The organism is Amycolatopsis sp. NPDC004378 (genome assembly GCF_053602455.1).
In genome coordinates this window covers 37,958-59,025 of sequence record NZ_JBSGDR010000031.1, presented here as the reverse complement: position 1 = coordinate 59,025, position 21,068 = coordinate 37,958, and the positions used below count along the sequence as shown (strand labels likewise).

The 21,068-nt window shown below is 71.1% G+C and carries 30 protein-coding genes; 3 read left to right on the top strand and 27 right to left on the bottom strand.

All coding sequences use genetic code 11. The features are described from left to right. Positions 1-88: 88 nt before the first annotated feature. Together ACWEN0_RS45280 and ACWEN0_RS45275 are read right to left on the bottom strand one after the other, a co-directional pair. Positions 89-280, bottom strand: a complete 192-nt coding sequence (locus tag ACWEN0_RS45280; RefSeq protein ID WP_451987524.1) for a hypothetical protein — start codon at positions 278-280, stop codon at positions 89-91. 296 nt (positions 281-576) lie between these two features. Further along, on the bottom strand, positions 577-858 hold the full coding sequence (locus ACWEN0_RS45275) for a hypothetical protein (protein WP_451987522.1): 282 nt from the start codon (positions 856-858) through the stop codon (positions 577-579). Between the two features lie 289 nt (positions 859-1,147). On the opposite strand from ACWEN0_RS45275, the gene ACWEN0_RS45270 reads away from it, so the two are divergent. Beyond that, positions 1,148-1,555: a hypothetical protein gene (locus tag ACWEN0_RS45270; protein ID WP_451987520.1), complete on the top strand. Its 408-nt coding sequence runs from the start codon at positions 1,148-1,150 to the stop codon at positions 1,553-1,555. Positions 1,556-1,646: 91 nt separating this feature from the next. Here the strand turns inward: ACWEN0_RS45270 and ACWEN0_RS45265 are convergent, their stop codons facing one another. The 17 genes from ACWEN0_RS45265 to ACWEN0_RS45185 form a co-directional block, all read right to left on the bottom strand. Next, entirely contained in the window at positions 1,647-2,072 is a 426-nt protein-coding gene (locus ACWEN0_RS45265) for a hypothetical protein (protein WP_451987518.1), read from the bottom strand. A 38-nt stretch (positions 2,073-2,110) separates the two neighbouring features. After that, positions 2,111-2,527 (bottom strand): SH3 domain-containing protein, encoded by a 417-nt coding sequence (locus tag ACWEN0_RS45260; RefSeq protein WP_451987516.1) that lies wholly within the window; start codon positions 2,525-2,527, stop codon positions 2,111-2,113. Between the two features lie 121 nt (positions 2,528-2,648). Further along, positions 2,649-3,362, bottom strand: a complete 714-nt coding sequence (locus ACWEN0_RS45255) for a PT domain-containing protein (protein WP_451987514.1) — start codon at positions 3,360-3,362, stop codon at positions 2,649-2,651. A 48-nt stretch (positions 3,363-3,410) separates the two neighbouring features. After that, positions 3,411-4,385, bottom strand: coding sequence for a L,D-transpeptidase family protein (locus tag ACWEN0_RS45250; protein WP_451987512.1), 975 nt, complete (start codon positions 4,383-4,385; stop codon positions 3,411-3,413). Positions 4,386-4,466: 81 nt separating this feature from the next. Then, positions 4,467-6,428, bottom strand: a complete 1,962-nt coding sequence (locus ACWEN0_RS45245; protein ID WP_451987510.1) for a S53 family peptidase — start codon at positions 6,426-6,428, stop codon at positions 4,467-4,469. Between the two features lie 360 nt (positions 6,429-6,788). Continuing rightward, positions 6,789-7,256, bottom strand: a complete 468-nt coding sequence (locus ACWEN0_RS45240; protein ID WP_451987508.1) for a hypothetical protein — start codon at positions 7,254-7,256, stop codon at positions 6,789-6,791. A gap of 88 nt (positions 7,257-7,344) precedes the next feature. Next, positions 7,345-7,797, bottom strand: coding sequence for a hypothetical protein (locus ACWEN0_RS45235; RefSeq protein WP_451987506.1), 453 nt, complete (start codon positions 7,795-7,797; stop codon positions 7,345-7,347). Between the two features lie 92 nt (positions 7,798-7,889). Further along, positions 7,890-8,366, bottom strand: a complete 477-nt coding sequence (locus tag ACWEN0_RS45230; protein WP_451987504.1) for a thioesterase, FlK family — start codon at positions 8,364-8,366, stop codon at positions 7,890-7,892. After that, the gene (locus ACWEN0_RS45225; protein ID WP_451987502.1) at positions 8,335-8,559 is read right to left on the bottom strand and encodes a helix-turn-helix domain-containing protein; all 225 of its coding nucleotides are present in this window, start codon (positions 8,557-8,559) and stop codon (positions 8,335-8,337) included. The genes ACWEN0_RS45230 and ACWEN0_RS45225 overlap by 32 nt, the downstream gene beginning before the upstream one ends. 18 nt (positions 8,560-8,577) lie before the next feature. After that, complete coding sequence (locus ACWEN0_RS45220; protein WP_451987500.1) at positions 8,578-8,949, bottom strand: DUF6355 family natural product biosynthesis protein; 372 nt, start codon at positions 8,947-8,949, stop codon at positions 8,578-8,580. Beyond that, the gene (locus ACWEN0_RS45215) at positions 8,946-9,299 is read right to left on the bottom strand and encodes a DUF6355 family natural product biosynthesis protein (RefSeq protein ID WP_451987498.1); all 354 of its coding nucleotides are present in this window, start codon (positions 9,297-9,299) and stop codon (positions 8,946-8,948) included. The genes ACWEN0_RS45220 and ACWEN0_RS45215 overlap by 4 nt, the downstream gene beginning before the upstream one ends. Positions 9,300-9,611: 312 nt before the next feature. Then, positions 9,612-10,892, bottom strand: a complete 1,281-nt coding sequence (locus tag ACWEN0_RS45210; protein ID WP_451987496.1) for a hypothetical protein — start codon at positions 10,890-10,892, stop codon at positions 9,612-9,614. A gap of 220 nt (positions 10,893-11,112) precedes the next feature. Beyond that, positions 11,113-12,426 carry a hypothetical protein gene (locus ACWEN0_RS45205; RefSeq protein WP_451987494.1) on the bottom strand — a complete coding sequence of 438 codons (1,314 nt, stop codon included), beginning with the start codon at positions 12,424-12,426 and terminating at the stop codon, positions 11,113-11,115. 51 nt (positions 12,427-12,477) lie between these two features. Further along, positions 12,478-13,377, bottom strand: coding sequence for a hypothetical protein (locus ACWEN0_RS45200; RefSeq protein WP_451987492.1), 900 nt, complete (start codon positions 13,375-13,377; stop codon positions 12,478-12,480). Then, positions 13,374-13,532, bottom strand: a complete 159-nt coding sequence (locus ACWEN0_RS45195; RefSeq protein WP_451987490.1) for a hypothetical protein — start codon at positions 13,530-13,532, stop codon at positions 13,374-13,376. The genes ACWEN0_RS45200 and ACWEN0_RS45195 overlap by 4 nt, the downstream gene beginning before the upstream one ends. A 106-nt stretch (positions 13,533-13,638) precedes the next feature. After that, the gene (locus tag ACWEN0_RS45190) at positions 13,639-13,920 is read right to left on the bottom strand and encodes a hypothetical protein (protein ID WP_451987488.1); all 282 of its coding nucleotides are present in this window, start codon (positions 13,918-13,920) and stop codon (positions 13,639-13,641) included. Positions 13,921-14,249: 329 nt separating this feature from the next. Then, positions 14,250-14,717 (bottom strand): hypothetical protein, encoded by a 468-nt coding sequence (locus ACWEN0_RS45185; protein ID WP_451987486.1) that lies wholly within the window; start codon positions 14,715-14,717, stop codon positions 14,250-14,252. A 155-nt stretch (positions 14,718-14,872) separates the two neighbouring features. Here ACWEN0_RS45185 and ACWEN0_RS45180 point away from each other — a divergent pair, with 155 nt between their 5' ends. Together ACWEN0_RS45180 and ACWEN0_RS45175 are read left to right on the top strand one after the other, a co-directional pair. Beyond that, on the top strand, positions 14,873-15,166 hold the full coding sequence (locus tag ACWEN0_RS45180) for a type II toxin-antitoxin system prevent-host-death family antitoxin (protein ID WP_451987484.1): 294 nt from the start codon (positions 14,873-14,875) through the stop codon (positions 15,164-15,166). Beyond that, positions 15,163-15,456 carry a type II toxin-antitoxin system RelE family toxin gene (locus tag ACWEN0_RS45175; protein ID WP_451987482.1) on the top strand — a complete coding sequence of 98 codons (294 nt, stop codon included), beginning with the start codon at positions 15,163-15,165 and terminating at the stop codon, positions 15,454-15,456. The genes ACWEN0_RS45180 and ACWEN0_RS45175 overlap by 4 nt, the downstream gene beginning before the upstream one ends. Positions 15,457-15,542: 86 nt before the next feature. On the opposite strand, the gene ACWEN0_RS45170 is transcribed toward ACWEN0_RS45175, so the two are convergent. The 8 genes from ACWEN0_RS45170 to ACWEN0_RS45135 form a co-directional block, all read right to left on the bottom strand. Further along, positions 15,543-16,358: a hypothetical protein gene (locus tag ACWEN0_RS45170; protein WP_451987480.1), complete on the bottom strand. Its 816-nt coding sequence runs from the start codon at positions 16,356-16,358 to the stop codon at positions 15,543-15,545. Next, positions 16,355-16,903, bottom strand: a complete 549-nt coding sequence (locus tag ACWEN0_RS45165) for a DUF1643 domain-containing protein (protein WP_451987478.1) — start codon at positions 16,901-16,903, stop codon at positions 16,355-16,357. The genes ACWEN0_RS45170 and ACWEN0_RS45165 overlap by 4 nt, the downstream gene beginning before the upstream one ends. Positions 16,904-16,923: 20 nt before the next feature. Next, on the bottom strand, positions 16,924-17,523 hold the full coding sequence (locus ACWEN0_RS45160; RefSeq protein WP_451987476.1) for an AAA family ATPase: 600 nt from the start codon (positions 17,521-17,523) through the stop codon (positions 16,924-16,926). Further along, positions 17,520-18,401: a hypothetical protein gene (locus tag ACWEN0_RS45155; RefSeq protein ID WP_451987474.1), complete on the bottom strand. Its 882-nt coding sequence runs from the start codon at positions 18,399-18,401 to the stop codon at positions 17,520-17,522. Before ACWEN0_RS45155 ends, ACWEN0_RS45160 begins: the two co-directional genes overlap by 4 nt. 179 nt (positions 18,402-18,580) lie before the next feature. After that, positions 18,581-19,150: a hypothetical protein gene (locus tag ACWEN0_RS45150; protein ID WP_451987472.1), complete on the bottom strand. Its 570-nt coding sequence runs from the start codon at positions 19,148-19,150 to the stop codon at positions 18,581-18,583. 106 nt (positions 19,151-19,256) lie between these two features. Then, a complete protein-coding gene (locus ACWEN0_RS45145) occupies positions 19,257-19,646 on the bottom strand; it encodes a hypothetical protein (protein ID WP_451987470.1) in 390 nt (129 codons plus the stop codon). 138 nt (positions 19,647-19,784) lie between these two features. After that, the gene (locus ACWEN0_RS45140; protein ID WP_451987468.1) at positions 19,785-20,666 is read right to left on the bottom strand and encodes a DUF5131 family protein; all 882 of its coding nucleotides are present in this window, start codon (positions 20,664-20,666) and stop codon (positions 19,785-19,787) included. Further along, positions 20,666-21,025, bottom strand: a complete 360-nt coding sequence (locus tag ACWEN0_RS45135) for a hypothetical protein (RefSeq protein WP_451987466.1) — start codon at positions 21,023-21,025, stop codon at positions 20,666-20,668. The genes ACWEN0_RS45140 and ACWEN0_RS45135 overlap by 1 nt, the downstream gene beginning before the upstream one ends. Between the last annotated feature and the right edge of the window lie 43 nt (positions 21,026-21,068).

Below are 21,068 nucleotides of genomic sequence, written 5' to 3'. Positions count from 1 at the left end.
CTCCGAGCGAGTTGGTCGTCGCGGGGCGGGAGCCCCGTGCACGCCCGATCATGGCGTGCCGGGACCCCGCGCCGCGAGCGGGACACGCTCAGGCGTCCATCGCCTCGTCGATGTCGGCCTCGTAGGACTCGACGAACTGCGCGCGGGCGCCGCGGTCGGCGATCTCCAGAGCGGTCTGCGCGCCGAGCGTCAGCGCGACGGACTTGGCGCGGTTCTTCTCCGGACCGGATGCGTTGCGCAGGTTCGCAAGCGCCGCGCGCAGCTCGCCGGCGGTGGCCATCAGCGTCCCTTCCCGCAGGTGCGGGTCACCGCGGCGTCGGCGACGGGCGAGGTGGTGATCCTGGTATCCATAAGGCGCTCTCCCAGCGAGGGCATGGACGCCGCCCGGGAATCCGGCCAGGAAGAGCGGGCGGCGTCCGCTGACGTGGACACCATGATCTAAACAGGGTTCGACCCCGAATTACCAGGGTTCAACCCTGATTAGTTCGGGTGAACGGCGCACATCGGGTATGACGCACCGCGGCCCCGACCGGAAAGACGGTCGAGGCCACGACGACGGGTGCTGCCGGCTCGCGTTCAGGGCGCGGGGAAGACCTCGTCGGCCACCAGGCGGTCGCGCCACTGGGCCACCAGCGTGGGCGGCGGCGCGATCGGCTCGCCGGCCAGCAGCAGCCGCACCACCTCCTGGAGCGCCTTGGGCAGCGCGTCCTTGGCGACCCGGGCCCGGGTCGGCGCGCCGTCGACGACGGCCAGGGCGGTCGCGGCCTGGTCCAGCGTGATCTTGGCGGGGATACGCGCGTCGTAGACCCACTCCCCCGTGGCGTTGCGGCGTCGCGCCTGCGGGCGTACCGATGGCATCGCGTCATCCTCCAAAACAGGGTTCGACACCGATCTTTCGGGGTTCACCCTCGATTGGCAAGCGCCGTGGAAGGACCGGAACCCGCTCTCCGGGTGGAATGCCGGTGGGGTCCCCGATGCCCCGATGGGTCGAGCACCGGGGATACCACCCACCGCCTGGGACGGGGTGCCCCAGGCAACGACCATCCTGCTCGACCGGCAGGTTCGGGTCGGGAACGGGGCCGCGTGTTCGGTCGCCCCGCCGGGTCGGTGAACGTTCACCGACGTCGGGCCTCTTACGATCGTGCGCATGTCAGCAGCGTCCGGAGCCGGCGTTCCCCCGTACACCGCCTATGCCTCGGTGCTGGCCTACAACACGGCCTATCCGGCCGCGGTGATGCCGCCGAACCCGGACGCCCGCAACGTCCTGCGGAGCTTCACCTGCGCCGGCGCCGGGCTGGTCGACGACCTGACCGCCAGCGAGGCGACCCACACCCTGGACTTCCTGCCCGGCGGCGCACCCGGCCCCGGCGAGCCGGACCGGGTCGGCACGGTGGTCGCGACCCGCTGGGGCAACGCGCCCTACCTCGTCCTGGCCGAGAACGTCTCGCTGCGACAGGCGTGGGAGGCCATCACCGGCCGGTGGCCGGCGGAACTGTCGGCCGTCGTCGACGTGCTGCGGGCACTGCCCACCCGCCCGATCCCCAACACCCCGTAGCCGCGCCGTCCGTCGAGCCGCAACGTCGTGAACAGGGGCGAGGGCCCGGACCCTGAGCGGTCCAGGCCCTCGCGCCGGGGAATGCCGGCGCTCAGCACCGGCCGGGGCTGGGGTAGGTGGCCCAGTTGATCAGGTCGGCGCGCATCCACCCGGTGTACTTGCTGCCCTGCGGGTGCGCCTTGAACCAGATGTAGTAGGCGCCGGTGGGCGGGTTCTGCACCCAGCAGTACAGGTCGACGACCCGGCCGGGCTGGGAGACGTCGAGCTTGGTGCTGGTGGTGTTCGGCTCCGATCGCAGCAGGGCGTCGGTGACCTTGACGGTGTTCACCGCGGCCGCCCGCTCCGCCGCCGCGTGCACGACGGCGTGGGCCGGGGCGGCCTGCTCCACGCCTGCGGGGGACCCCGGTGACGCCGATGCGGTGGCCGCGCCGGCGGTGAACGCGGCCACCGCCAGGGCGGCCGCGCCGGCGCGGGCCCCCGCCCGCGTGAGCGACCTGGGCCGCGTGATGGTGGTCATGGTGCTGCTCCCCTCGGTGTTTCCGCTGTTCAGCGGGTTCAGGCCGGGCAGGTCGGCTGGTAGTAGTCGATGTAGGAGGTGGAGACCCAGCCGGTGACGTTCTGGCTGTAGTCGTGGATGTGCGCCCAGCCGCCGGAGTACTGGTCGGGCCAGGAGATCGAGTCCGACCGGAACGCCCAGCCGATCCGGTTCCCGCCCGGGGTGGCGCGGATGCGCACGTAGTCGCCGGTGATGAACGCGCTGTCCGGCGGGCAGTCCTTCGCGGCGGCCCCGTGAGCGACCGCGGTGACTGCCGCCGGTGCCGCTGGTGCCGGCGCGACGGCGGTCGCGGGCGACGCGGTCGCCAGCGTCGCGGTCGCCAGCGTCGCTCCGGCCGCGAGCGTGGCGCCGATGAACGCGCCGGCCAGGACACGCCGGACCGCGGCCGGCGACGGCGTCGTAGTGGATGCGGACATTTCCCTTGTCCCCCTTGGATGTTCGGCTCCGGGGTGAGGCAGCGCTCGGGCGCCCCTCACCCCGGAGGGCAATCGCGGACCGTGTTTCTGGCTGGCGAAAGCGTTTGCCGACCCCGGCCGGTCAGCCGGTGACCGGGTGGTGGCCGTCGTGCGGAACGGGCTTGGGCGCCGGCTGGTCGGGCTTGTCGCCCGGCTGCTGGCCGGGCTTGTGCGTGGGCTTGCCGGTCGGCTTGCTCGTGGGCTTGCCGGTCGGCTGCTGAGTCGGCTGGCCGGTGGGCTCGTGCGTCGGCGGCTGGGTCGGCTGGCTGGTGGGCGGCGTGCCCGTGCCGCACTTGACGACGGCGACGGTGATCGTCTCGACCGCCTTGCCGCCCGCGCCGATGATCTGGACCGTCGCGCCGGCACCCCCGCCGAAGGCGACCTTGAGGTTGCTGGCCGCCGGCGCGGCGCCGGAGTGGCTGTAGGTCGTCGTGCCGTTGCTGCACTTCGCGCTGACCGACCCGATGTTCTTGCCCCCGACGGTCAGCGAGCTCACGGTGGACTCGGCGATCCCCGCGCCCGCCTTCACCGTGATCCCCGAGGCGCTGAACGTCCCGGCCTTGCCCGACGCCGACCCCGAGGCGGTCTTGACCGCGCCGTCGCTGGACACCGACGGCGTCGCGCCGACCGGATCAACGCCCGAGGCGGACACGCCGTAGGCGGTCGAGGTGGTGGCCGCGGCATTGGCCGGGGCCCCGGTGCTGAGCACCAGGGCGACCGCGCTCGCGGCCAGGACACCGCCGGCGCCGACGCCGGCCAGGATGGTGCGTGTGGATCGAGGAATGGTGCGGACCACTGGTCCCCCCTTGATGTGGTGGCCCGAACGGGCCTCTGGATAGGTGTTTCACCTGATCAGCACGGGTGACCCGATCGGGACGTCGTTGCTGATCACCTGAAGGGCATCCGGCGGAATCCGGATGCAGCCGTCAGAACTGGGGTGGCCGTAGACCTCTGGGCTCGGCCACGTGTGCAGGCCGACGGTTCCCGGACCGCCGCCGTAGGACTCGTAGGTGTCGGAGTGCGCGCCGGTCGGCAGCACGATCGGACTGAAAGTCGGGTGAGTGTCCTTAATGGACGCGAGGACGAACGTGCGGGTCGCCGGGGTCGGCGAGTTCGGCTTGCCGATGCCGACCGTCCAGTGCCCGATGTCCTTGCCGTCCTTGAACAACGTCAGCGCGAAGTGCGCCCGGTCGACCTCGATCCGGTACGGGCTGTGCGCCGTGGTGACGGTGTCGTCGAGGTAGATCCAGGCCGCGGTGTCGTTGGGGCGGCTGGGAAGCAGCACCTCGGCCCAGCCGGGTTGCTCGGCCACGACCGGCAGCCACGTGTCGCTGACCAGCTGCGTGGGCGGCAGCGCCGCGACGGCCGGGCCGCCGGGCGAGGCGTAGAGCGCGACCGTGGTCGACGGGTGTACCAGCCGGCCGCCGGGAACCTGCCCGGGGGCGGGGTCCTTGGGCGCGGCGGCGACGTCGCCGAACGTGGTGGCCGCGGGAAGGCTGCCCAGCTGCTGCGGGCTGACCGGCTGCGGGTCCACGATCGCGGGCCCGTCGCCGGTGTCCGAACCCGCCGTGGTGGCGGGGATCGTCGCGCTCGTCGCGACCGGCGGAGTGGCGCCGCACGCGGCCCACCCGGTCACGCCGAGGGCGACGACGACCAGCGCGCCGAGCGTCCAGAGCACGGTCCGGCGGCGGCGCGTCACCGCGGGCGGCTGCTCGAGCCTGTGCCGCGCACCCGAGGGGGTGATCGGGCCGGTCGCGCCCTCCTGCTGCGGATCGTCCTGGTCCGCGGGGGCGTGCCGGTCGCCGTCGCCGTCGATCACGGTGAACCTCCTTCCTGTTGTTGGGGGGCCTGGGGATGTGCGGTGCGGCCGCCGTTCGTCCGGCGGCCGCACCGCGTCCGATCACTTGCCGAGAGCGGTCACGAAGCCCGCGGCGGGCGTGCCGACACCGGTCACGGCGTCCCACCCGGTGCCCGACACCAGCGACTGCGGCTTGGAGTCGAGGTCGAGCAGGTACGAGCCGTTCTGCGACGGCACGGAGACGTGCCCGAACCCGGCCATGAACGGCGACCACACGCCGGCCTTCGTCGGCGTGACGTCGGTGATCTGCGGCTTCCCGGCGAGCGCGTAGATCGCGTCGTTGAGGAAGCCCATCCGGTTGCCGCCCTGGGCCTGCTGCGCGTTGGCGACCAGGCCGACGAGGATCGGCGAGGCCAGCGACGTGCCGCCGGAGGAGTAGGCCATGTAGCCCTGCGGCGTGGTGTAGCCGATCCCGATGCCCGTGTAGGAATCGGCGAGCGCCGAGATGTCCGGCACCGCGCGGTGGCCGCCTGCGACCCCGGCGGGCACCACGTTCTTCTGGTAGTCCGGCTGGTCGTAGAGCTTGGACACGCCACCGCCGGCGCCACCGGAGAACCGGCCGTCCGCGTCGGACTGCGGAACCCAGCTGGAGCCGGACTGGGTGTTGCCGGAGTTCTCCCAGCCGCTGGTGAACTTGATCTTCGAGCTGGAGTCCAGCGCCACCGACGTCCCGCCGACCGCGGTGACCCACGGGTGCGACGCGGGGAAGCTGGCCTCGGCCTTGCCCGCCGCGGCCGGGCCGGAGTTGTCGCCCGAGTCGCCGGAGGCGAAGGTCAGCGCCTGGCCCTGGACCGCGGCCTGCACCGCGATCGAGCCCAGCTGGTCGCGCTCGGCCTGCGAGACCTCCGACTCGCCCGGGTACAGCCAGGAGTTGTTGATCAGGCTGACCTGGTTGTCGGACACGGCCTTGTTCAGCGTGTTGTACAGGTCGTAGCAGGACTTGCCGCCGTAGTAGACGATCTTCGCGGCCGGTGCGACCTCGTGGATCGACTGGACGTCCAGCGCCTGCTCGCCGGCCCAGGAGTCGGGGCCGCACTTGTCCTGGTTGTCATACGAGCCCGGCAGCACCGAGCTGTACTGGCCGGGAGCCAGCGCGGGCGCGCCGAACTGGCCGGCGGCCCGGTTGGTGTCGGCCACGATCGAGGACAGGTTGTAGGCCCCGACGATGCCCACGGTCTGCCCCGCGCCGGTGTTGGTGCTGTTCAGGCCGTAGATCGAGCGGATCTGCGGGCTGTTGTAGCCGCACAGGTAGTTCGACTGGCTGCCGGCGGCGTACTTCTGCGGCACCGAGGAGTTGTTCGTCTCGCCCCAGTACCGTGCGCAGCTGGCCGGGTCGCCCGCCGCGGGCGTGACGCCCGGCCGGGAGCCGTCGGCCTTGCGCGGGGTGACCTGCGCGGTGGTGATGGTCTTGCTCGAGTCGTCCAGGCCGAGCACCGCGCTCACCGCGCCGCGCACCTCGCGCGGCACCGACACCGCCGTCTCCGGCGCGGTCAGCGTGAACGACCGGCCGTTCTGGGTCGTGTGGCGGTAGGTGGCCAGCGAGGTCCCGAACGCCGTTTGCAGCTGCGCGACGTCGCCGGAGACGTCCACGAAGTGGCGGTTCGAGGCGACGCCGTCGACCTTCAGGCCCTGATCGCTCAGCCACGAGGTGACCTGGTCGACCGTCTGCTGTGTCGGGCCGAAGCGGTCGAGGAATTGCTTGCTGGACAAGAACTTGCCGCGTTGCGGCGAGTCCGGCGAGCTGACCGCCTTGGCCAGCGCCTCCGCACCCTGCGGGTCACGCAACGTCAGCGCGATCTGGACGTGCCGCTGCTGGTGCAGGTCGGCGTGCCCGGTCCGGGCCGATGGCGTCGCCCAGTTCGGCGTGTTGCCGTCGACCGTGACGCGGTCGGCGCCGGGCGAGGTGGTCGATCCCTGGGCGAACGCGGCTGGCGCGGCCGCGATCCCCGCGAGTACCGCGCACCCGGCAATCAGCCCGGCCGCACGGGATGGTCGTACTGCCATTAATGCCCCCGATTCCGTTTGCTCTACCGACACACCGAGACCCCTTGCGATGGTGGGCGCCATCGGCAATTAGGGCGGATGTGGAGAAATACGAAACCGGCATGGCAATGACGCCGGACGATTCCCCCTACGTGGCGACGAGTCCCCCTCGGTGCCCGGCCAGCTTCTCCCTTGCTGGCCTGTGAACAGCGCGTATGCGCTGACCTTGGCCTACTGTGCATCTCGATGATCGAGCCTGTCAACGGTTTCCACGCAATTATTTATGCCGGTTTTTCCGCCCTATTTTCGGGCATGAAAACCGCCCCGGTTCCAATGGGTAAACCGGGTTCGCGAAAGCGTCTATTTAAATTGTTTCGGTGACTATCGGTCCATGGTTGTCACCTTTTCCGCGACGAAAGCGCGTTGCGCGCCGCACACCGACGCGCCGACCCTGGGCACGTAGCCGGTGATCCGCACCCGCTGCTGCTCCGGGGACGTCCCGGAGCGGACCTCGCCGAGGCGCTGTTCGGTCGCCGGGCCGACGAGGGTGAACTCCTGGCCGCTGTCGGTGCGCAGCACCGCGCATCCCGGGTGCCCGGTCGTCCAGCTCGCCTGGCCCTGCACCGTGAGCACCGGGCCGTCCGCCGACGGCGCGGGCAACGGCACCGTGGCCACCGGAGAGCCCGGCGTCGTCGGTGCCGGCGCGGGCGGCGCCGGTGAGCCCGAACAGCCCGCGGCGACCGCGGCCAGCACGCCCACCGCGCCGATCAGCAGTCCCGCGCGGGCGCTCCGCTCGCCGCGCCGCACCGGGCCCGGCGAGCTGTGTTCGGGTCGTGTCCGCGAAATCATGTTTCCCCCTTTGGCTTTCCCGTCGTCGCACCGTCGCGTGTGGACGGTGCGATAACGGGGGCGGACCGTCGTGCCGGTCAGGTCGTCCTCAGCAGCGGGTGATGACCGGGTTGTCGTCCGCGCCGGCGCGGAACATGTCGATGCGCATGTAGCCGGTCCGCCCGCCCCACAAGGTCCCGTGGAACCAGATGTAGCCGCCGTTGGAGAAGTTCTCCTGGGTCCAGCAGTCGGTGGTGAAGCCGTTGCCGGCGTTCGCGCTGTCGATGACGTTGCGGCGCCCGGTCGTCGGGGCGCTGCGCAGCTGCGCACCGTTGGTGCCAACCCAGATCGTCTTGCTGGGCACGCAGTAGTCGCACGGCTGCCCCGCCGGGTGCGCCGCGGCGGTGGCGGCGGCCGGGCTGGCCAGCTCCCGGTTGTCCGGGCTGGCCTCGGCCGCGGACACGTCCAGGGCGAGCGCGCTGATCGCGAACGCCCCGGCGAGCGCGGCCCCGGCCAGGGTGCGCTTCGACGGTCCGCTGCGGGCCCTCGTCAAGATCTTCACTGGTTTCCCCTCTCGTTGCGGTGGTGCAGGATCTGGGCACACGTCACCCGTGTGCGGAATGCGGAATGCGGAAAGCGTTGGCGTGTAGTCGGTTACGCGGTTTTTCTCGGCGCAGGAGTCAATTTCGGCGTGAGCCGTTCCTGCTCGAATTCGACCCGGTCGACGACGATGAACGCGAGCGTCGCCCGGCCGACGGCCTCGTGGCCGTCGTGCACGTCGACCTCCCACTCGCTGTAGGGGTGGGCGGCCACGGTGCACCGTGCGGTGATCGTGAGTTCGGCCCCGATGGCGATCGGAGCGTGATGGTCCAGGCGCTGGCGGGCGCCGAGGCTGCACTCGGCTGGCTCGATGACGTCGCGCACGGCGTCCATGCACGGCCACTCGCACAGCTCCAGCAGCCGGGCCGAGGCCACGATGTCGGGCTTGCGCGCGAACTCCGCGCTCCGCCCGGCCAGCTGCCGCACGGAGTCCGCGGCGCTGGCCTGGTAGCGCACGGTGCGGACCGCGCCGTGCAGCCGGTCGGCGGCCGCGGCAGGGTCAGGCGACCAGCTGCGCGTCGGCGCTGGCACCGTCGGCCTCCTCGAGGTCGTGCCCGGCCGCGCGCGCGTCGACGGCGGCCCGGATGGCCGTGGTCGAGGTGAAGTAGACGCGCAGGTGGCGGGCGGTGATCCCGGCGGTGGCGGCGATCTCGTCGAAGCCGACGTTGTCGGTGCCGTGGTCGGCGAACAGGTCGGCCGCGACGGCGATGATGGTGTCTCGCATGAGGTTCACCCGCTCCGTTCACGGCCAGTCGGGCTGTCCGGCCCGGCAGATCCACCGGCCGTCGACGTTCTGCATCAACGCCGGTGCCTTGGGCACGTAGTAGGCGTTGACCTGGCGGTGCGGCCCGTCGTGCCACAGCGTCGTCTCGTCCCACGGCCCGAGGCAGGTCGTGTAGTGGTTGCCGTTGTCCCAGTCGGCGCGGATGAGGATGAAGGTGTTCGCGCAGTGCCGGTAGTGCGCGTCCATCCCCTGCGAGCTGTACCCGCACGGAAACGCGGCGGCCGACGCGGCGGCGGTCCCGGCGCCGGCGACGCCGAGCCCGGCGGCGGCCAGGCCGAGGGCGGCGGCCGCGGCCGCGGTGCGGCCGGTCCTGCTCAGCGTGCTGTTCACGGGCCCTCCACCGGACCCGGGAACGAGCAGGTGTGCCCGTCGTACTCGGCGCCGATGATCCGCCACTGGCTGTCGCCCTGGGGCAGCTCGTGCACGCCCGGCGCGACGCAGGCGTAGGTGGTCTGCCAGAAGAAGTGGTCGACCTGCACGACGACGTCGCCGTTGCCGCAGTGGTTGTACAGCGGCTGCTGGCCGTTGCTGCCCTCGTAGCCGACGTAACCGCACGGCGCGTTCGCCGCCGCGGTGTTCGCGGCCGCCGCCGAGGCCACCCCGGGAAGCAGCGCCAGCGCCAGCGCGCTGGCCGTGACTCCCGCGGCTCCCCAGAGGGTGCGGCGAAGTGGTGTTGACATGGCTCGTCCCTCCCGTAACGCACGAGCCAGCCCGTCACAACGCACGCTTGCGCCGCCGACCGTGTGGTCGGCTCCCCTGGCGAACCGGCTCAACCGGACCGACCCCCACAGCCGGTCCACGGGCCGTCAACCTGGACAAACTCCCCTGACGTCCACATCAGTTGACGGCTTCGGAAGTTGATACTAGGGCTTACCGAGACGATGTCAACTGATGTGGACGTTTTTCTGTGCGGGCGTCGCGCCCCGCGACGACGACGGCCCCGGCACCACCGCGCGGGGTGCCGGGGCCGGAGGGTCGTGTTCCGGCAAGGGTCAGGCCGGGGCGTCGGGCCCGTCGTCCTCGGCGGGGTCGAGCAGGTCGCGTACGACGCTGAAGCCGCCGCGCAGCACGGTCTCGACCTGGTAGTAGTCCTGGTCGGGGGCGAGGATGGCGAGCCAGTCGAGCAGCTCCAGCGAGGCGAGCACGTGCCACGGGCTGCGCTGCCCCGGCCGCTCGGCGCGCTGGGTGAGCAGGGCGACGACGTAGCCGACGGCGGCGGGCCAGAACCGCTCGAAGACGTCCTCGGGCACCCGCGGCCCCTCGTCGGCGTCGTCGTAGTCGTCGTCCAGCTGCTCGTCGAGCTCGGCGAGGTAGGCGGCGAAGCGCTCGCGCGCGTCCGGGTGCGCCGTGTGTACCGCGGCGAGCACGCGTTCCAGCGACGCGCCGCAGCCGAGCTCGGCCAGGGCCGGCGGGCGGCTATCGGCCGGGGGCAGCCAGATCCACGTCTGTCCGGCCGCGCTCCACGATTCGCTTGGCAGATAAGAGGTTCCGTGGCTGTGCCAGTCCTCGTGCAGCCAGTCCGCCAGCCCGGTCCCGCCGAGGCAGCACAGCAGCGCCTGGACCCCGGCCCACCCGGCCGGCGCGGCCAGGTTCGTCGAGGCCGCGCGGTCGAGGTCGAACGCCAGCTGGCCGGGTTCGGGGTCGAGCAGGTCACCGTCGAACGCGCAGCACGGACACACCGCGACCTGCGGGCGCGCCGGCCGCGCGAACCCGCCCGCGGCGTAGCGGTCGCCGCAGATCCCGCACGCGGTGTCCAGCGGGGCCTCGGCGAGATCGCGGGCGCGGGCCTGCCCGACGACACGGTCGAGTTCGGCCACGATCCGCGCCGGGGTCCAGGTGGCGGGGATCTGGTGGGCGTCGACGCCGGTGACCCGGCCCAGGGCCTCGGAATACTCGACGGTCAGCGGCGCCCACACGGTCACCGTCAGCGCCGTGGTCAGGTCGAACACGTCCGGGTCGTCCGGGTGCTCGTCCCCGGTGGACGACAGCGTCGGCTCGGCCGCGCGCCCCACCTGGATCGTGGCCGGGCCGGCGTAGACGGGCAGGGTGTGGAACTGCGGGTGGTGCTCGATCACCACCGGCCACCCGGCCGTCTCCAGCGCCGCGGCGAGCGCGTCGCGCAACGGCTCGGCCAGCACCATGCCCCCGCCGTCGGCACCACGGCCGTCGTCGAGGCCGGCGCGGCGCAGCGACGTCGCCGCGTCGAGGTAGGTGCGGCCGGTTTCGGCGGCGTGCGCACGCACGGCCTTCTTGCGGTAATGATCACGGGTCATGCCGGAACTCCTTGTGCGGCACGGCTTCCCACGCTCCGCGCCTGCTCGTTCACGGGCACGATGGACTAGCACGCTCGGCGCGATCACCAGACCTTGCCCGTCGAACTGCGGCTCCGGGATGACGGCGTGGGCGTCGGTCCGGACGACGGTGCGGGCCAGCGCCTCGGCCCCGCGCTCACCGTAGCGCGAGCGCGGGGCCACCGACCGGGTGCCGCGCGGGTCAGGCGTCGTCGCGGCGCAGCAGCAGCCGCGCGAGCTGGCCCTCGGCCAGAAGCGTGCGCAGGTGCCGGGCGAACTGCTGCACCGCCGCCAGCTGCCGCCCGGCCGGGGCCATGCTCGCCTCGAACTCGCGGTCGGCGCGCCGCCGCGCCGGCTTGGCGCCCTTGACCGCGGCCCGGTGGGCGACGGCGATCTCCCGGTCCACCCCGGCCAGCCCGGTGCACGGGCACTCCACCCCGACCAGCCGGTCCTTCTCGTCGAGCGACGCCGGCGGCACCTCGAGCACCGCGCGCGGGTCGGTGCCCTCGGCCGCGGCCGCCACGACCGCCGCGGCGACGGCCACGTACCGGGCGATCGCGTCCCGGTACAGCGGGAGCAGCTGCTCGCGGTGCTCGCCCAGCAGCTGCCGCGTCTTCACCGCGCGCCGGTGCCGTTCGCGGCGCAGCTTCACCGCGGCCGCGAACTCCGGCACCGCGCCCTTGCCCGGCGCCGCCGGGGCCTCCCCCAGCGAGTCCAGCTCGCGCAGCTGCTTGGCCAGCGCGCCCAGATCCTGCCCGATCGCGGCGACCGCCCCGGCCAGCGCGGCGAGCCGGTCGTCGACCTCGCGTGGCCAGATCGGTTCGGCCGCCGGGTCCGGATGCGGCGCGGCCACGCCGGGGTAGAGCCGGGCGTACTCCCGCCACTCCTTCACGTAATGCTGCTGCCCGGCCTCGGTGAGCGTGATGCGCGTCTTGGCGCTGGCGGAGTCGGGCGAGAACTGCACCAGGCCGGGATCGCGCTCGGCCAGGGCCCGCCAGCCGCCGCTGGGCGAGTACCGCAGCAGGCCCTGCTCGCCGGCGCGGTGGACGTCGACGAGCATCGACCACAACGTCTCGCTCAGCATCCCGCGCGGCCGGCGCCGCGCGGGCTCGGTGTCGTCGGCACCGCCGGCGCGCGCGACCGCGCGGCCCTGCTTGGTGAGCTGGATCAGCATCTGCGCGCCGATCATCAACGGCTCGCGCTTGACCTTGATCAGCCCGTGGTCGATCAGGACGGTCATGGTCGCCCCGGCGCCCTGGTCCCACACCTTGCGCTGGTTCAGGGCGGATTGCAGCTGCCCGGACGGGCCGCTGGCCAGCGGGTCGTCGACGATGCCGTAGTCCAGCCACCGCCATTGCGACGCGGGCCGGGAACGCTCGCCGCGGCTCCACGCGCCCCGCGCGCTCGCCTCGGCATCCTGGTCGGCCCGGTAGATCACGACCAGCCAGGTCTGCTGCCGCTCGTTGAGGCCCTGCCACAGCAGCTGGGCCTTCTGAACAGCGGAAGTCGCGGGCATCGGTTCCTCGTCGTGTCGCACGTCGTCGCGGAAAAGGGGGTACGGGCGCGGTCAGGCGGCCGGGCTGGCCGGTGCTCGGGACAGCACGGACGCCGACGGCGCGGCCGCCCACCGCGGGACCTCGCCGTCATGCTCGCCGTCCACCCCGTCAGCGTCGTCGAACGCATCCAGGTTGCCGGGTTCGTCGTCGGGGTAGACCCGCACCCCGGCCTGCTCCGCCGCGGCGGTCACCGCCGGGCACGGGAACACCACCGGGTTCGCCACGCTCGTGCAGGTGCAGCACACCTGCGAGCCGATCGGCAACGCGAGGTTGAAGTGACCGGTGCCGACCGGGTGGGCCTCCAGCACCGCGCCGAGCGCGGTCAGGTCCGGCAGGTCCGGCAGCACGGGCGGCTCGGTGCGCAGCGGCCCCCGCGCCGGCGCGACCAAGCCCTCCGGCGCCGCGTCGCCGGGACGCCGCAGGCCCTGCTGGAAGACGATCGTGCGGGTGCCGTCCGGGTGGGCCTCGACCCGCACCTCGTGCGCGCCGCTGACGTCGACGACCCGGTTGTCCTCCAGCCAGGCCGTCACCGCCCGCAGCACCGGCGAGGGCAGCACGAACGGCGCGAACGCCGGCGCCGACCACACCACGCGGCCCGGCTCGACCGGCACCGCCGGCTCCGGCGCGAACCCACCGGGCGACGTCGCCGGGTCGGGCGCGCGGTCGGTGGCGGCGCGGGCGTGCTGCTCGAGCAGGACGGCCAGGCCGAGGGCGTCGCAGCCCCAGGACGATTCGCTGAGCAGGTCGTCGGCGACGCGCTCGCCCAGCTCCAGCACGTCGTCGTCGAAGTGCCGGTAGGGATGCTGGTCGACCTCGTCCCAGTTCTCGACCGGGCGCATCATCAGCTCCAGCCACGCGGTCAGATCGGCGATCCGCTCGTCCAGCAGCTCGTCCTCGGTCCGCACGCTCACCAGGTCACCTCTCCCCCGTCGGCGCGCACGTGCGCGCGCAGGTCGGCGAGGAACTGCGGCAGCACGGCCAGGACGTCCTCGGAGTCGACGTCGATCGCGTAGTCCTCTCCGGCCAGCACCTCGGTCAGGTCGTAGGCCAGCATCGGCAGGTCCATCGGGCGCCTCCTTCGGCTGCGGACGTGCGGGGCGGGGAAAAGGAGAAAGCTAAGGGGAAGAGGGGGCCGGGATGGCGGGAGGGAAGCATCCCGGGCCCTCTCGGGTTCAGGGGCGGTGCGCCGCGGTGAAGTAGGCGTCCAGGACCTGGGTGACCATGCCGCGGCAGTCGTTGGCCACCTCGCGGCACCAGTTCTTGCCGCGGACCTTCGCCAGCTGTTCCGCGGCGATGTTGAGCGCGACCGGGTCGAGCGGCATCGAGCCGCTGACCGCCCACGCGGCGATCGCCGTCGCCTGCGCGGCGTCGACGTCGGGCAGGATCTCGCGGACCTTCGCCAGCGTCGCCAGACGCTGCTCGGTGGTCTCCACGGTCGTGATGCTGGCGGTCATCGGCTTGACCCTTTCGGTGCTGGTGGTTGGAGGTGGAAGGCCGCAGCGCGAGAGGAGAATCCCGCCCTGCGGCCGGGTGCCGGCGGCGTGGCCGCCGCGGCTGGAGCTTGAGGATTCAGTCGTCGTTCCCCTGCCGCTGCGGCGGCTGGAAAACCCCGTCGACGTAGTTGTCCGGGTCGTTGTGGTAGTCGCCGTCGTCGCAAATGATGCAGTTCACGTCTGCTCACCTCCCTTCACGCGCAAGGCCGGTCGTCGTGCGCGAACGGCCGCTGCTGGCGAGATGGAAGGCCGCCGCGAGAGGGGAAGGCCCGCGGCGGCCGGCACGGGAGCTACGCGCGGCGGGTGGACGGGGAAGCGACCCAGTAGAAGGTCTCGGTCTCGTGGCCCTGCAACCAGGTCATGCCCTCGGCGAGCTGCTTGTTCGCCCACGCCTGGGCGTCCTCGTGCGTCAGCTTCTCGCCGGTGTGCGCGACGAGTTCCGCGTCGACGTAGAGCGACCAGCCGGCTTTCTCGTTCCAGGCGGCGTTGTCGGTCTCGGTCCAGATCAGCTCCGTGCGGAACACGCGGCTGTCGGGGCCCATGCCCTGCACGATCGCGGCCGGGGTGGGAGTGGCGTCCTCGATCCGCTCGCGCAGGTACCGGGCGCCGTCGGCGTTGATCCGCAGCAACATCCGGGCGGTCTTGCCGTCCTCGGTGGTGACGTCGGCGACCGCGACGATGTCGCCCTCCGAGCCGTCCGCCTCGACGTTCATCTGGGTTACCTCGCCGGTGACCTTGATGTCCGCGGTCGGCTTCATGGCGTCTCCCATCACTCATCTCCGCTGTTCAGCGGGCTCGTCCGGGGATCGGCCGCGCCCTGTGACACCACCGACACTAGCAGTTCATGACATTTTGTCAAGTTCTCTCATTTTGTGACTTCAGGACTCGGCGGGAACCTAGTATGTTTTGTGTCATGAGTGAGGAACCCCAGCGGCTGCCCGACGTCGGGTCGGTCCAGGACGTGCCCGCGCCGGACGCGCGCAAGCGGATGCCGGAACTGCTCGAGGACGTCCGCGCCGGCGGGATCGTCTACCTGACCAAGTACGACCGGCGGATCGCCGCGCTCGTCCCCGCCGAGATGGCCGAGAACATCGAGCGCATCGAAGACGACTACTGGTCGCGCCGCGCGGCCCAGGCCCGCACCGACGCCGGAGACACCGTGCCCTGGGACCAGGCCGTCGCCGAACTCGAAGGTCGAGGCCGGTGACCCGGTCCGCCCTAGCGATCACCCGCACCGCGCTCGACTCGCTCGCCCAGCTGGACAAGCCCCTGCGGCGCCGCGTGCAGACCGCCGTCGACAAGCTCGGCGCCGAACCGCGGCCGGAAGAATCCACGCCCCTGGCCGTACAGCCGGCCACGCGCCGGCTGCGGGTCGGGGACGTCACCGTGGTCTACGAACTCGGCACCGGCGACCAGGTCCTCGTGCTCCTCGTCGAGCCCGGCTCCCCGTTCCCGGCCGCGGTCGTCGACGGCGATGGCGCCCCACCCGGTCCGTAGTTGTCCCACAGAACGCGGCGGTCCCCCTGAACAGGTCGTTCAGGGGGACCGCTCCTCGTCGGCATGGCCGAGCGCTCGCGCCGGCGTCAGGGAAGCCCTTCCGGGTTCGTCCCGGTCATCGCGCTCGCCGTCCGGTACCAGGCCCGAACACCCAGCTTGTCCAGCCCCACCCCGCTGTTGTCGCGGAAGGGCTTGCCGAACACCTTCTTGATCTCGAAGTGCCAGTGCTCGTTCGAGCCGAGGAACCGCGTGATGCTCTCGCAGCGGTCGGCGAGCTCGTCCGGCGACAACCGCAGCAGCCCCGGCCGATACACCTGCGGGAACCGCTCGACGATCACGCCGAAGTCGACCAGATCGCGGTCCTCGTACGGATCGGCGACCTTGGGCCTGCGCTGGCACAGCCGCCCGACGTTACGCCCAGCGCGGGCCGAATCGGCCGACCAGTCCAGCTCTCCGCCGGCCTCGAAGAAGCCGTCCAGCAGAGCCTGCGCGTGCGGCTTCAGCGTCTCCAGCAGCGCGCCCGCGGCCGCGACGTCCAGATAGGGCAACTCCGAAACGCCGGAATCGATCACCCAGCACAGCAGCTCCGGCACCGGCTCGAACCACATGTGCGGCCCGCGGAACGAGAAGCTGGTGCCGGGATGCCAGCGCTTCCACGTCTCACGCGGAACGTCGTTGACCGCCTTCCATTCAGGCAGCCACGGCTCCCGGTGCTGGGTGCCCTCGTGGAAGCTCAACTCGCCGGTCACCACGTTCAGCAGCACATGCTGGTAATGCCCCGGCGACGACCGGCCCTCGATCGGCTCGGTCGGGACCACCTCCGTCACCGGCGTGACACTCACCCGCGGCGCCACGTAGCGGGCAACGACAACCTCTGGGATCTGCCCGGAAGCGCTGATCATTTGGGGCTCTCCTCCGACGTGGCGAGTTGAAAAGGGCGCAGCGGAGTCGTCCGACTCAGCCGCAGCGGGTGATGTGGTTGGCCGTCGACGGTCGTGTCAAGGCACAACATCTCGACGCCGGCGCTCGTCAGCTCGGTGGCAACCTGGCGGCCGCGGTCGTGCAGTTGGCCGTTTGCGCCCCAACCCGCGATCGTGGGTCCGTCGTGCCGGGTGCAGATCCGAAGGAACTCTGCATTTCGTGGGCCGATCGCGTCGGTACAGCTGGCCAGCGCACGGGGATCGGTTGCCCGGTAGGCGAACAGGTTGAGCAGTAGCAGCGCACCGCACTGCTCGCGGCGGCTGAAGTCCACGCACCTGCGCAGGGTGGCGTCGTTGACGAGCGCGGTTGCTGTCGAAGGGTTAAGTAGCACCCAGACCGCTGTCGGTCCGCCGCCCCAGCGGCGGCCGAGTGCGTAGCGGTACACCCGCGCGGCATCGAACACGGCCCCGGCGGTTTCGAGCAGATCTCCGCCATGCTCCACATCGAGCTCTGCGAGCTCGGGCATGGGATGGTCGTCCCAGCACGTCATGACGGTCGCCCTTCCACCTTGTCCTGGTTCTGATTCGCCCCCGCAGCACCTCGCGGCAGGCCCTCGCCGTCAGCGACCACAATCGAGTCCCAACCTTCGTCCGGAAGAGCGGGGAAGTCGGCGACCAGCTCGGAGTGCATCGCGTCGATCACCGCATCCGGAACGCGACGGGCAAATCCGCAGGCGCCTGGAATCGCGTTCCGGGGAGCGTTCTGTTCGAGGCAAATCGCCAGCGGCGGCAGGATCACCACGGCCACTGCCACGGCATCGTGCTCGGCGGCCAGTTCGAGCAGCAGCTTGCGGGCTCCGGCCTCGCAGTTCGTGGCGTCCCACACCATCGACCGATTCGTGCTCAGGAGCGCACCGGCGAGCCCGAATGCGAGCTCAACGGCACGCGCCGTGGTTTCCGGAGCCTGGTCCGCCTCGTCGTGGTACGGCGAGACGACCTTGCGGCAGGTGTCGATGCTGACCATCGGCAAGCTCGGCACGTTCCGCAGCCGCCAGGTGCTCTTTCCGGCGCCCGCCGGTCCGACCATCGCCAGAAGGACGGGGCGGTCGGTGTCCAGCAAGCGCTCGATTCGTGAATCGCGAATCATGCTGAGACCCCCCGTTCCCGCTGTTCAGCGGTGAGGGCAGTGGGCTCGAGTGCGGCTGCCGCGGCCAGCAGAGCGTCCGCGGTCTTGCGGTGCTCGTCCGCCAGATGCTTGGCCTGCTCGGTGAGCCATCCGTGGTCTCGGCGTCGCTCGGTGGCGCGCGCCGCTGCGAAGATGGCCGTCAGGGCCTCCTGGGTCCACGACGTGCTCTGCTCGAGCGTGTAGCTCAGGTCCCAGGGCTCCAACCCGGTCGCCTCGGCCAGTGCGATCCCGATTCGGGTCTGGTCGCTGGTCGGAGAGTGCATCGCAAGCGCAGCGCGTTTTACCTGTTCAGCAGTCTCGGCAAGCATGTGTTCCCGCACCGCGGCGGCGGCGGCCTTGACCTCGTCAGCGCGGTTGCGGTCGAGCTTCTTGGCGATCTCCCACAGCACCGACCAGTCCAGGATCGGCGTGCGGGTTGCTGCCTTCGTCACGACTTTGAGCCGACGGGCCGACCGCGGGTCCGGCACCATGAGACCCCAGCCCTCGGGCAGTTCCTCGGAGCGCACGATTTCGGTGGACGGCGCGACCACCCACCACCGGTGGGTATGGCCGAACCAAGCGTCCGCCTTGCGCGCCTGGTCCAGTTCGTGCAGCCAGTCGTTGCGGCTGACCTTGATCTCGAATCCGTCCAGGCCGGCTCGGGCGCGGGTCAACCCGATCGCCAAGGCGTCGATCCGCCGGCCAGACGTACCTGGGGCGGGCACCTCAGCCAGCACGACCGCGCCCGGCAGCAGATCGTCCTCACGAACGTGGCCGCCCGGCTGGACTTTGATCGGCTTGATGTAGTGCGCGCGGATGCGCTCGAGCATGGCCGTGGCCGAAGTTTTCGCCGTGGTCATCGCACCACCACATCCTGGCGGTGGCGCAGCGCGGCGTTCCTCGGCGGGGTTGGCGATGTCGCCACTCGTGGTGCATCGTTCATAGTGAGCGTCGTCCCTTCGGATCGGATGAGGTCGCGTTCCGACGCCCTGGTGGGCACAGCGGGGCTGCACTCCCCGCCCACCAGGGCGTCTGTCTGTCAGGACTGGCTCGCGCTTTCCAGCGCGTCCAGGGTCTCCTCGTGCTCGGCGTGCTCGGACCACACGCTCGCCAGGTGCGCCACGGTCTCGGGGCAGGAATCGAGGCCCAGCAGCAGCTGGATCAGGTCTCCGTACAGAGCCGAGATCTCCGCCGCCGACGTCACCGCCGGATCAGCCAGCCGGTCGAGCAGCGCGCCGGCCACGACCTCCAGCTCGGGCCAGGCGCCGCGCGGCCTCGGCTCGCCCTCGGTCTTCGCCCGCGCGGCCTCCGCCAGGCGCAGAATCACTCGCGCGTCCTCGATGCGCTCCTCGATGCGCTCGGCGCGCTCGGTCGGGGTGAACTCCGCCAGGTCGACGGCAACCGGGTCGTTGAAGACCAGCCAGGCGACTGCCGCTTCGCCCATTGCACCCTCGGCCAGCCAGGTCAGCGCCGCGGCGTGAATCGACAGCTCCGTCGTGGCGGACATCGCCTGCATCGCCACCAGGCTCAGCGCGGAGTGCCGCTCGTAGAAGTCCAGGGCCTGTTGGGCGGTGATCTCACCTGCCCACTGCTCCGGATGAATCGTCAATCTCAATTTCCTCTACTCCCTTCGGATCGTGGCTCGCCGATGACCGGCTGCACCCGGACACCAGCCGCCTTTTTCAGCTGTTTCAGCACAAACTGCGTGCTGAAGATCAGGATTCGAGCGTCACCAGCTGGTTCACCAACACAACCGGCTCGACTCGCTCGACCAAGTCCGTGATCAAGGCGACTTGCTCAACCTCGGTCCGTTCGTCGAACGGAACCACCACGACCACCGGGCCGCCGCTGGGAAACTGACCACGGACGTTCAGCCGGAGCGTCGTGTCGCTGGCGCGGAACTTCCCGGCGACCATGTCCCACACGGTGATCAGGTCGAGCCAACGCAGTACAGTCCGCGCCTTGCTCGCCGACGTCCCGTCGAGATCGACCTTGACCACTTCGGTGCCGCGAATCGTGATCACCTCCACCGACGTGGTCGTTCCCAATCCAGCCGCGGCGATCGCCGCGGCCAGCCGGTCGACATTCATCTCGTGCAGGTCCACCTCGACCGCCTCCCTATCACCGGTTGACGCCGGTGGAGGTTTGCTCTGTCGGTGCCCGATCGCCGATCGGGCACCGACAGCTCCACCAGCGGCGTTGTACGTCTGTTCCATGTCCATCGAATGCAGGTAGCGCCTAAATCAAGATGGCGTCTTCTGTAGCGAGCTCCCAGCTGGGACCCCATACGTTGGGAACTCACGTGGCCACGGCTCCGGCCATTCAGCCGGATCGCCTCCCTTCGGGTCACGACAACCCCACTCCGCGCCGAGTACTGATCCGGCCTGCTTGAAGAACACCGGCACACCGGCGACCTCGGCCTGGGCGCGCAGCGACCGAGCCCACGAGACATCCATCCGACGTACGCTGCTCCCGGACTCGCCGCCGATGACGATCCAGTCGAGTCCGGACATGTCGATCTCGACCGGTCCGGTCAGCGGCTCACACGACAACCAGCGCACGGTGGCCGGCGACTCCAACAGCGGGGTGATCCGCAGATCGGCGGCGCGCTGGTCCTCGATCGAAACACCGAGGTGCACGTTCGGCGAAGGCCAGGACGGCAGTCCGGTGATCACGCCGCGGTCGACGAGCCGTCGAACCTGTCGCAGTTCGGCCAGCTCGGCCACCGCGGCGTGCCAGGCGCGGGCGAACTCGACCGAGTTCAGCACCGACCGCATCCTTCCGTGCCGCTTCGTGAGCAGCAAGAAGACCTGGTGCTCGGCCAACGACATCACCGCGAACACCCTCGCGATGAAAGACAGCGGCACCTCGCGATGGAACAAGTCGGAGACGCTGTTGACGAATATCCTTTGGCCGGCGGCCCAGCTGAACGGTTTCGGCAACCGGCCGGGGTGCAGCTGCACGTCGGTGGTGCCTCCGATACCCGGCTTGTCGAATCGGCGGTGCTTGGTGCGGAACGGGATCGTGCCCTCGATGTAGCAGTTCAAGCACCCGCTACTGATCTTCGAGCAGCCCGATGTCGGGTTCCACACTCGTGTGGCCCACTGGATCTTCGTGAGGGTCATCAGCCATCCCCCTCGGGGCAAGGAATCGGCGCAGCCCCGGAGTCGTACGCCGTCGCGTCGAGGTCACCGATCCGGTCGGCTTCGGCCTGGCTGACGGTGACCTCCCGCCACGGCCAGTCCTTCGGCCCGTCCCAGTCGCGGTGGTAATCCTGGAGGCGGACGCAGGTGACAAAGTGACGGCCCGGAGGCACGCCGGGCATCCCGATTTTCGCGCCCGAGTACTCGACTCCTTCGACGACCCATCTCTGGCTGTGGTCGTAGTGCCCGGTCTGGTCCCCGTTGTTCGGGTCGGGAGCGCCCGAATCAGGATCGACGGTTCCGCATGCCGCAGCCGCGGCCGCGATCGTGGTCAGGCCCACGGCGAACAACCTCCGCATGAGCGTTTCCTTCCTGGTGGAGGGC

What these genes read in the sequence shown, in the direction of transcription:
- ACWEN0_RS45165 (WP_451987478.1), bottom strand. Translation starts at nt 16,903, where the DNA reads ATGCCCGAGCTCGCAGAGCTCGATGTGGAGCATGGCGGAGATCTGCTC.
- ACWEN0_RS45210 (WP_451987496.1), bottom strand. Translation starts at nt 10,892, where the DNA reads ATGACCCGTGATCATTACCGCAAGAAGGCCGTGCGTGCGCACGCCGCC.
- ACWEN0_RS45170 (WP_451987480.1), bottom strand. Translation starts at nt 16,358, where the DNA reads ATGATCAGCGCTTCCGGGCAGATCCCAGAGGTTGTCGTTGCCCGCTAC.
- ACWEN0_RS45265 (WP_451987518.1), bottom strand. Translation starts at nt 2,072, where the DNA reads ATGACCACCATCACGCGGCCCAGGTCGCTCACGCGGGCGGGGGCCCGC.
- ACWEN0_RS45215 (WP_451987498.1), bottom strand. Translation starts at nt 9,299, where the DNA reads ATGTCAACACCACTTCGCCGCACCCTCTGGGGAGCCGCGGGAGTCACG.
- ACWEN0_RS45245 (WP_451987510.1), bottom strand. Translation starts at nt 6,428, where the DNA reads ATGGCAGTACGACCATCCCGTGCGGCCGGGCTGATTGCCGGGTGCGCG.
- ACWEN0_RS45240 (WP_451987508.1), bottom strand. Translation starts at nt 7,256, where the DNA reads ATGATTTCGCGGACACGACCCGAACACAGCTCGCCGGGCCCGGTGCGG.
- ACWEN0_RS45180 (WP_451987484.1), top strand. Translation starts at nt 14,873, where the DNA reads ATGAGTGAGGAACCCCAGCGGCTGCCCGACGTCGGGTCGGTCCAGGAC.
- ACWEN0_RS45140 (WP_451987468.1), bottom strand. Translation starts at nt 20,666, where the DNA reads ATGACCCTCACGAAGATCCAGTGGGCCACACGAGTGTGGAACCCGACA.
- ACWEN0_RS45190 (WP_451987488.1), bottom strand. Translation starts at nt 13,920, where the DNA reads ATGACCGCCAGCATCACGACCGTGGAGACCACCGAGCAGCGTCTGGCG.
- ACWEN0_RS45280 (WP_451987524.1), bottom strand. Translation starts at nt 280, where the DNA reads ATGGCCACCGCCGGCGAGCTGCGCGCGGCGCTTGCGAACCTGCGCAAC.
- ACWEN0_RS45275 (WP_451987522.1), bottom strand. Translation starts at nt 858, where the DNA reads ATGCCATCGGTACGCCCGCAGGCGCGACGCCGCAACGCCACGGGGGAG.
- ACWEN0_RS45225 (WP_451987502.1), bottom strand. Translation starts at nt 8,559, where the DNA reads ATGCGAGACACCATCATCGCCGTCGCGGCCGACCTGTTCGCCGACCAC.
- ACWEN0_RS45185 (WP_451987486.1), bottom strand. Translation starts at nt 14,717, where the DNA reads ATGAAGCCGACCGCGGACATCAAGGTCACCGGCGAGGTAACCCAGATG.
- ACWEN0_RS45270 (WP_451987520.1), top strand. Translation starts at nt 1,148, where the DNA reads ATGTCAGCAGCGTCCGGAGCCGGCGTTCCCCCGTACACCGCCTATGCC.
- ACWEN0_RS45160 (WP_451987476.1), bottom strand. Translation starts at nt 17,523, where the DNA reads ATGATTCGCGATTCACGAATCGAGCGCTTGCTGGACACCGACCGCCCC.
- ACWEN0_RS45205 (WP_451987494.1), bottom strand. Translation starts at nt 12,426, where the DNA reads ATGCCCGCGACTTCCGCTGTTCAGAAGGCCCAGCTGCTGTGGCAGGGC.
- ACWEN0_RS45155 (WP_451987474.1), bottom strand. Translation starts at nt 18,401, where the DNA reads ATGACCACGGCGAAAACTTCGGCCACGGCCATGCTCGAGCGCATCCGC.
- ACWEN0_RS45195 (WP_451987490.1), bottom strand. Translation starts at nt 13,532, where the DNA reads ATGGACCTGCCGATGCTGGCCTACGACCTGACCGAGGTGCTGGCCGGA.
- ACWEN0_RS45260 (WP_451987516.1), bottom strand. Translation starts at nt 2,527, where the DNA reads ATGTCCGCATCCACTACGACGCCGTCGCCGGCCGCGGTCCGGCGTGTC.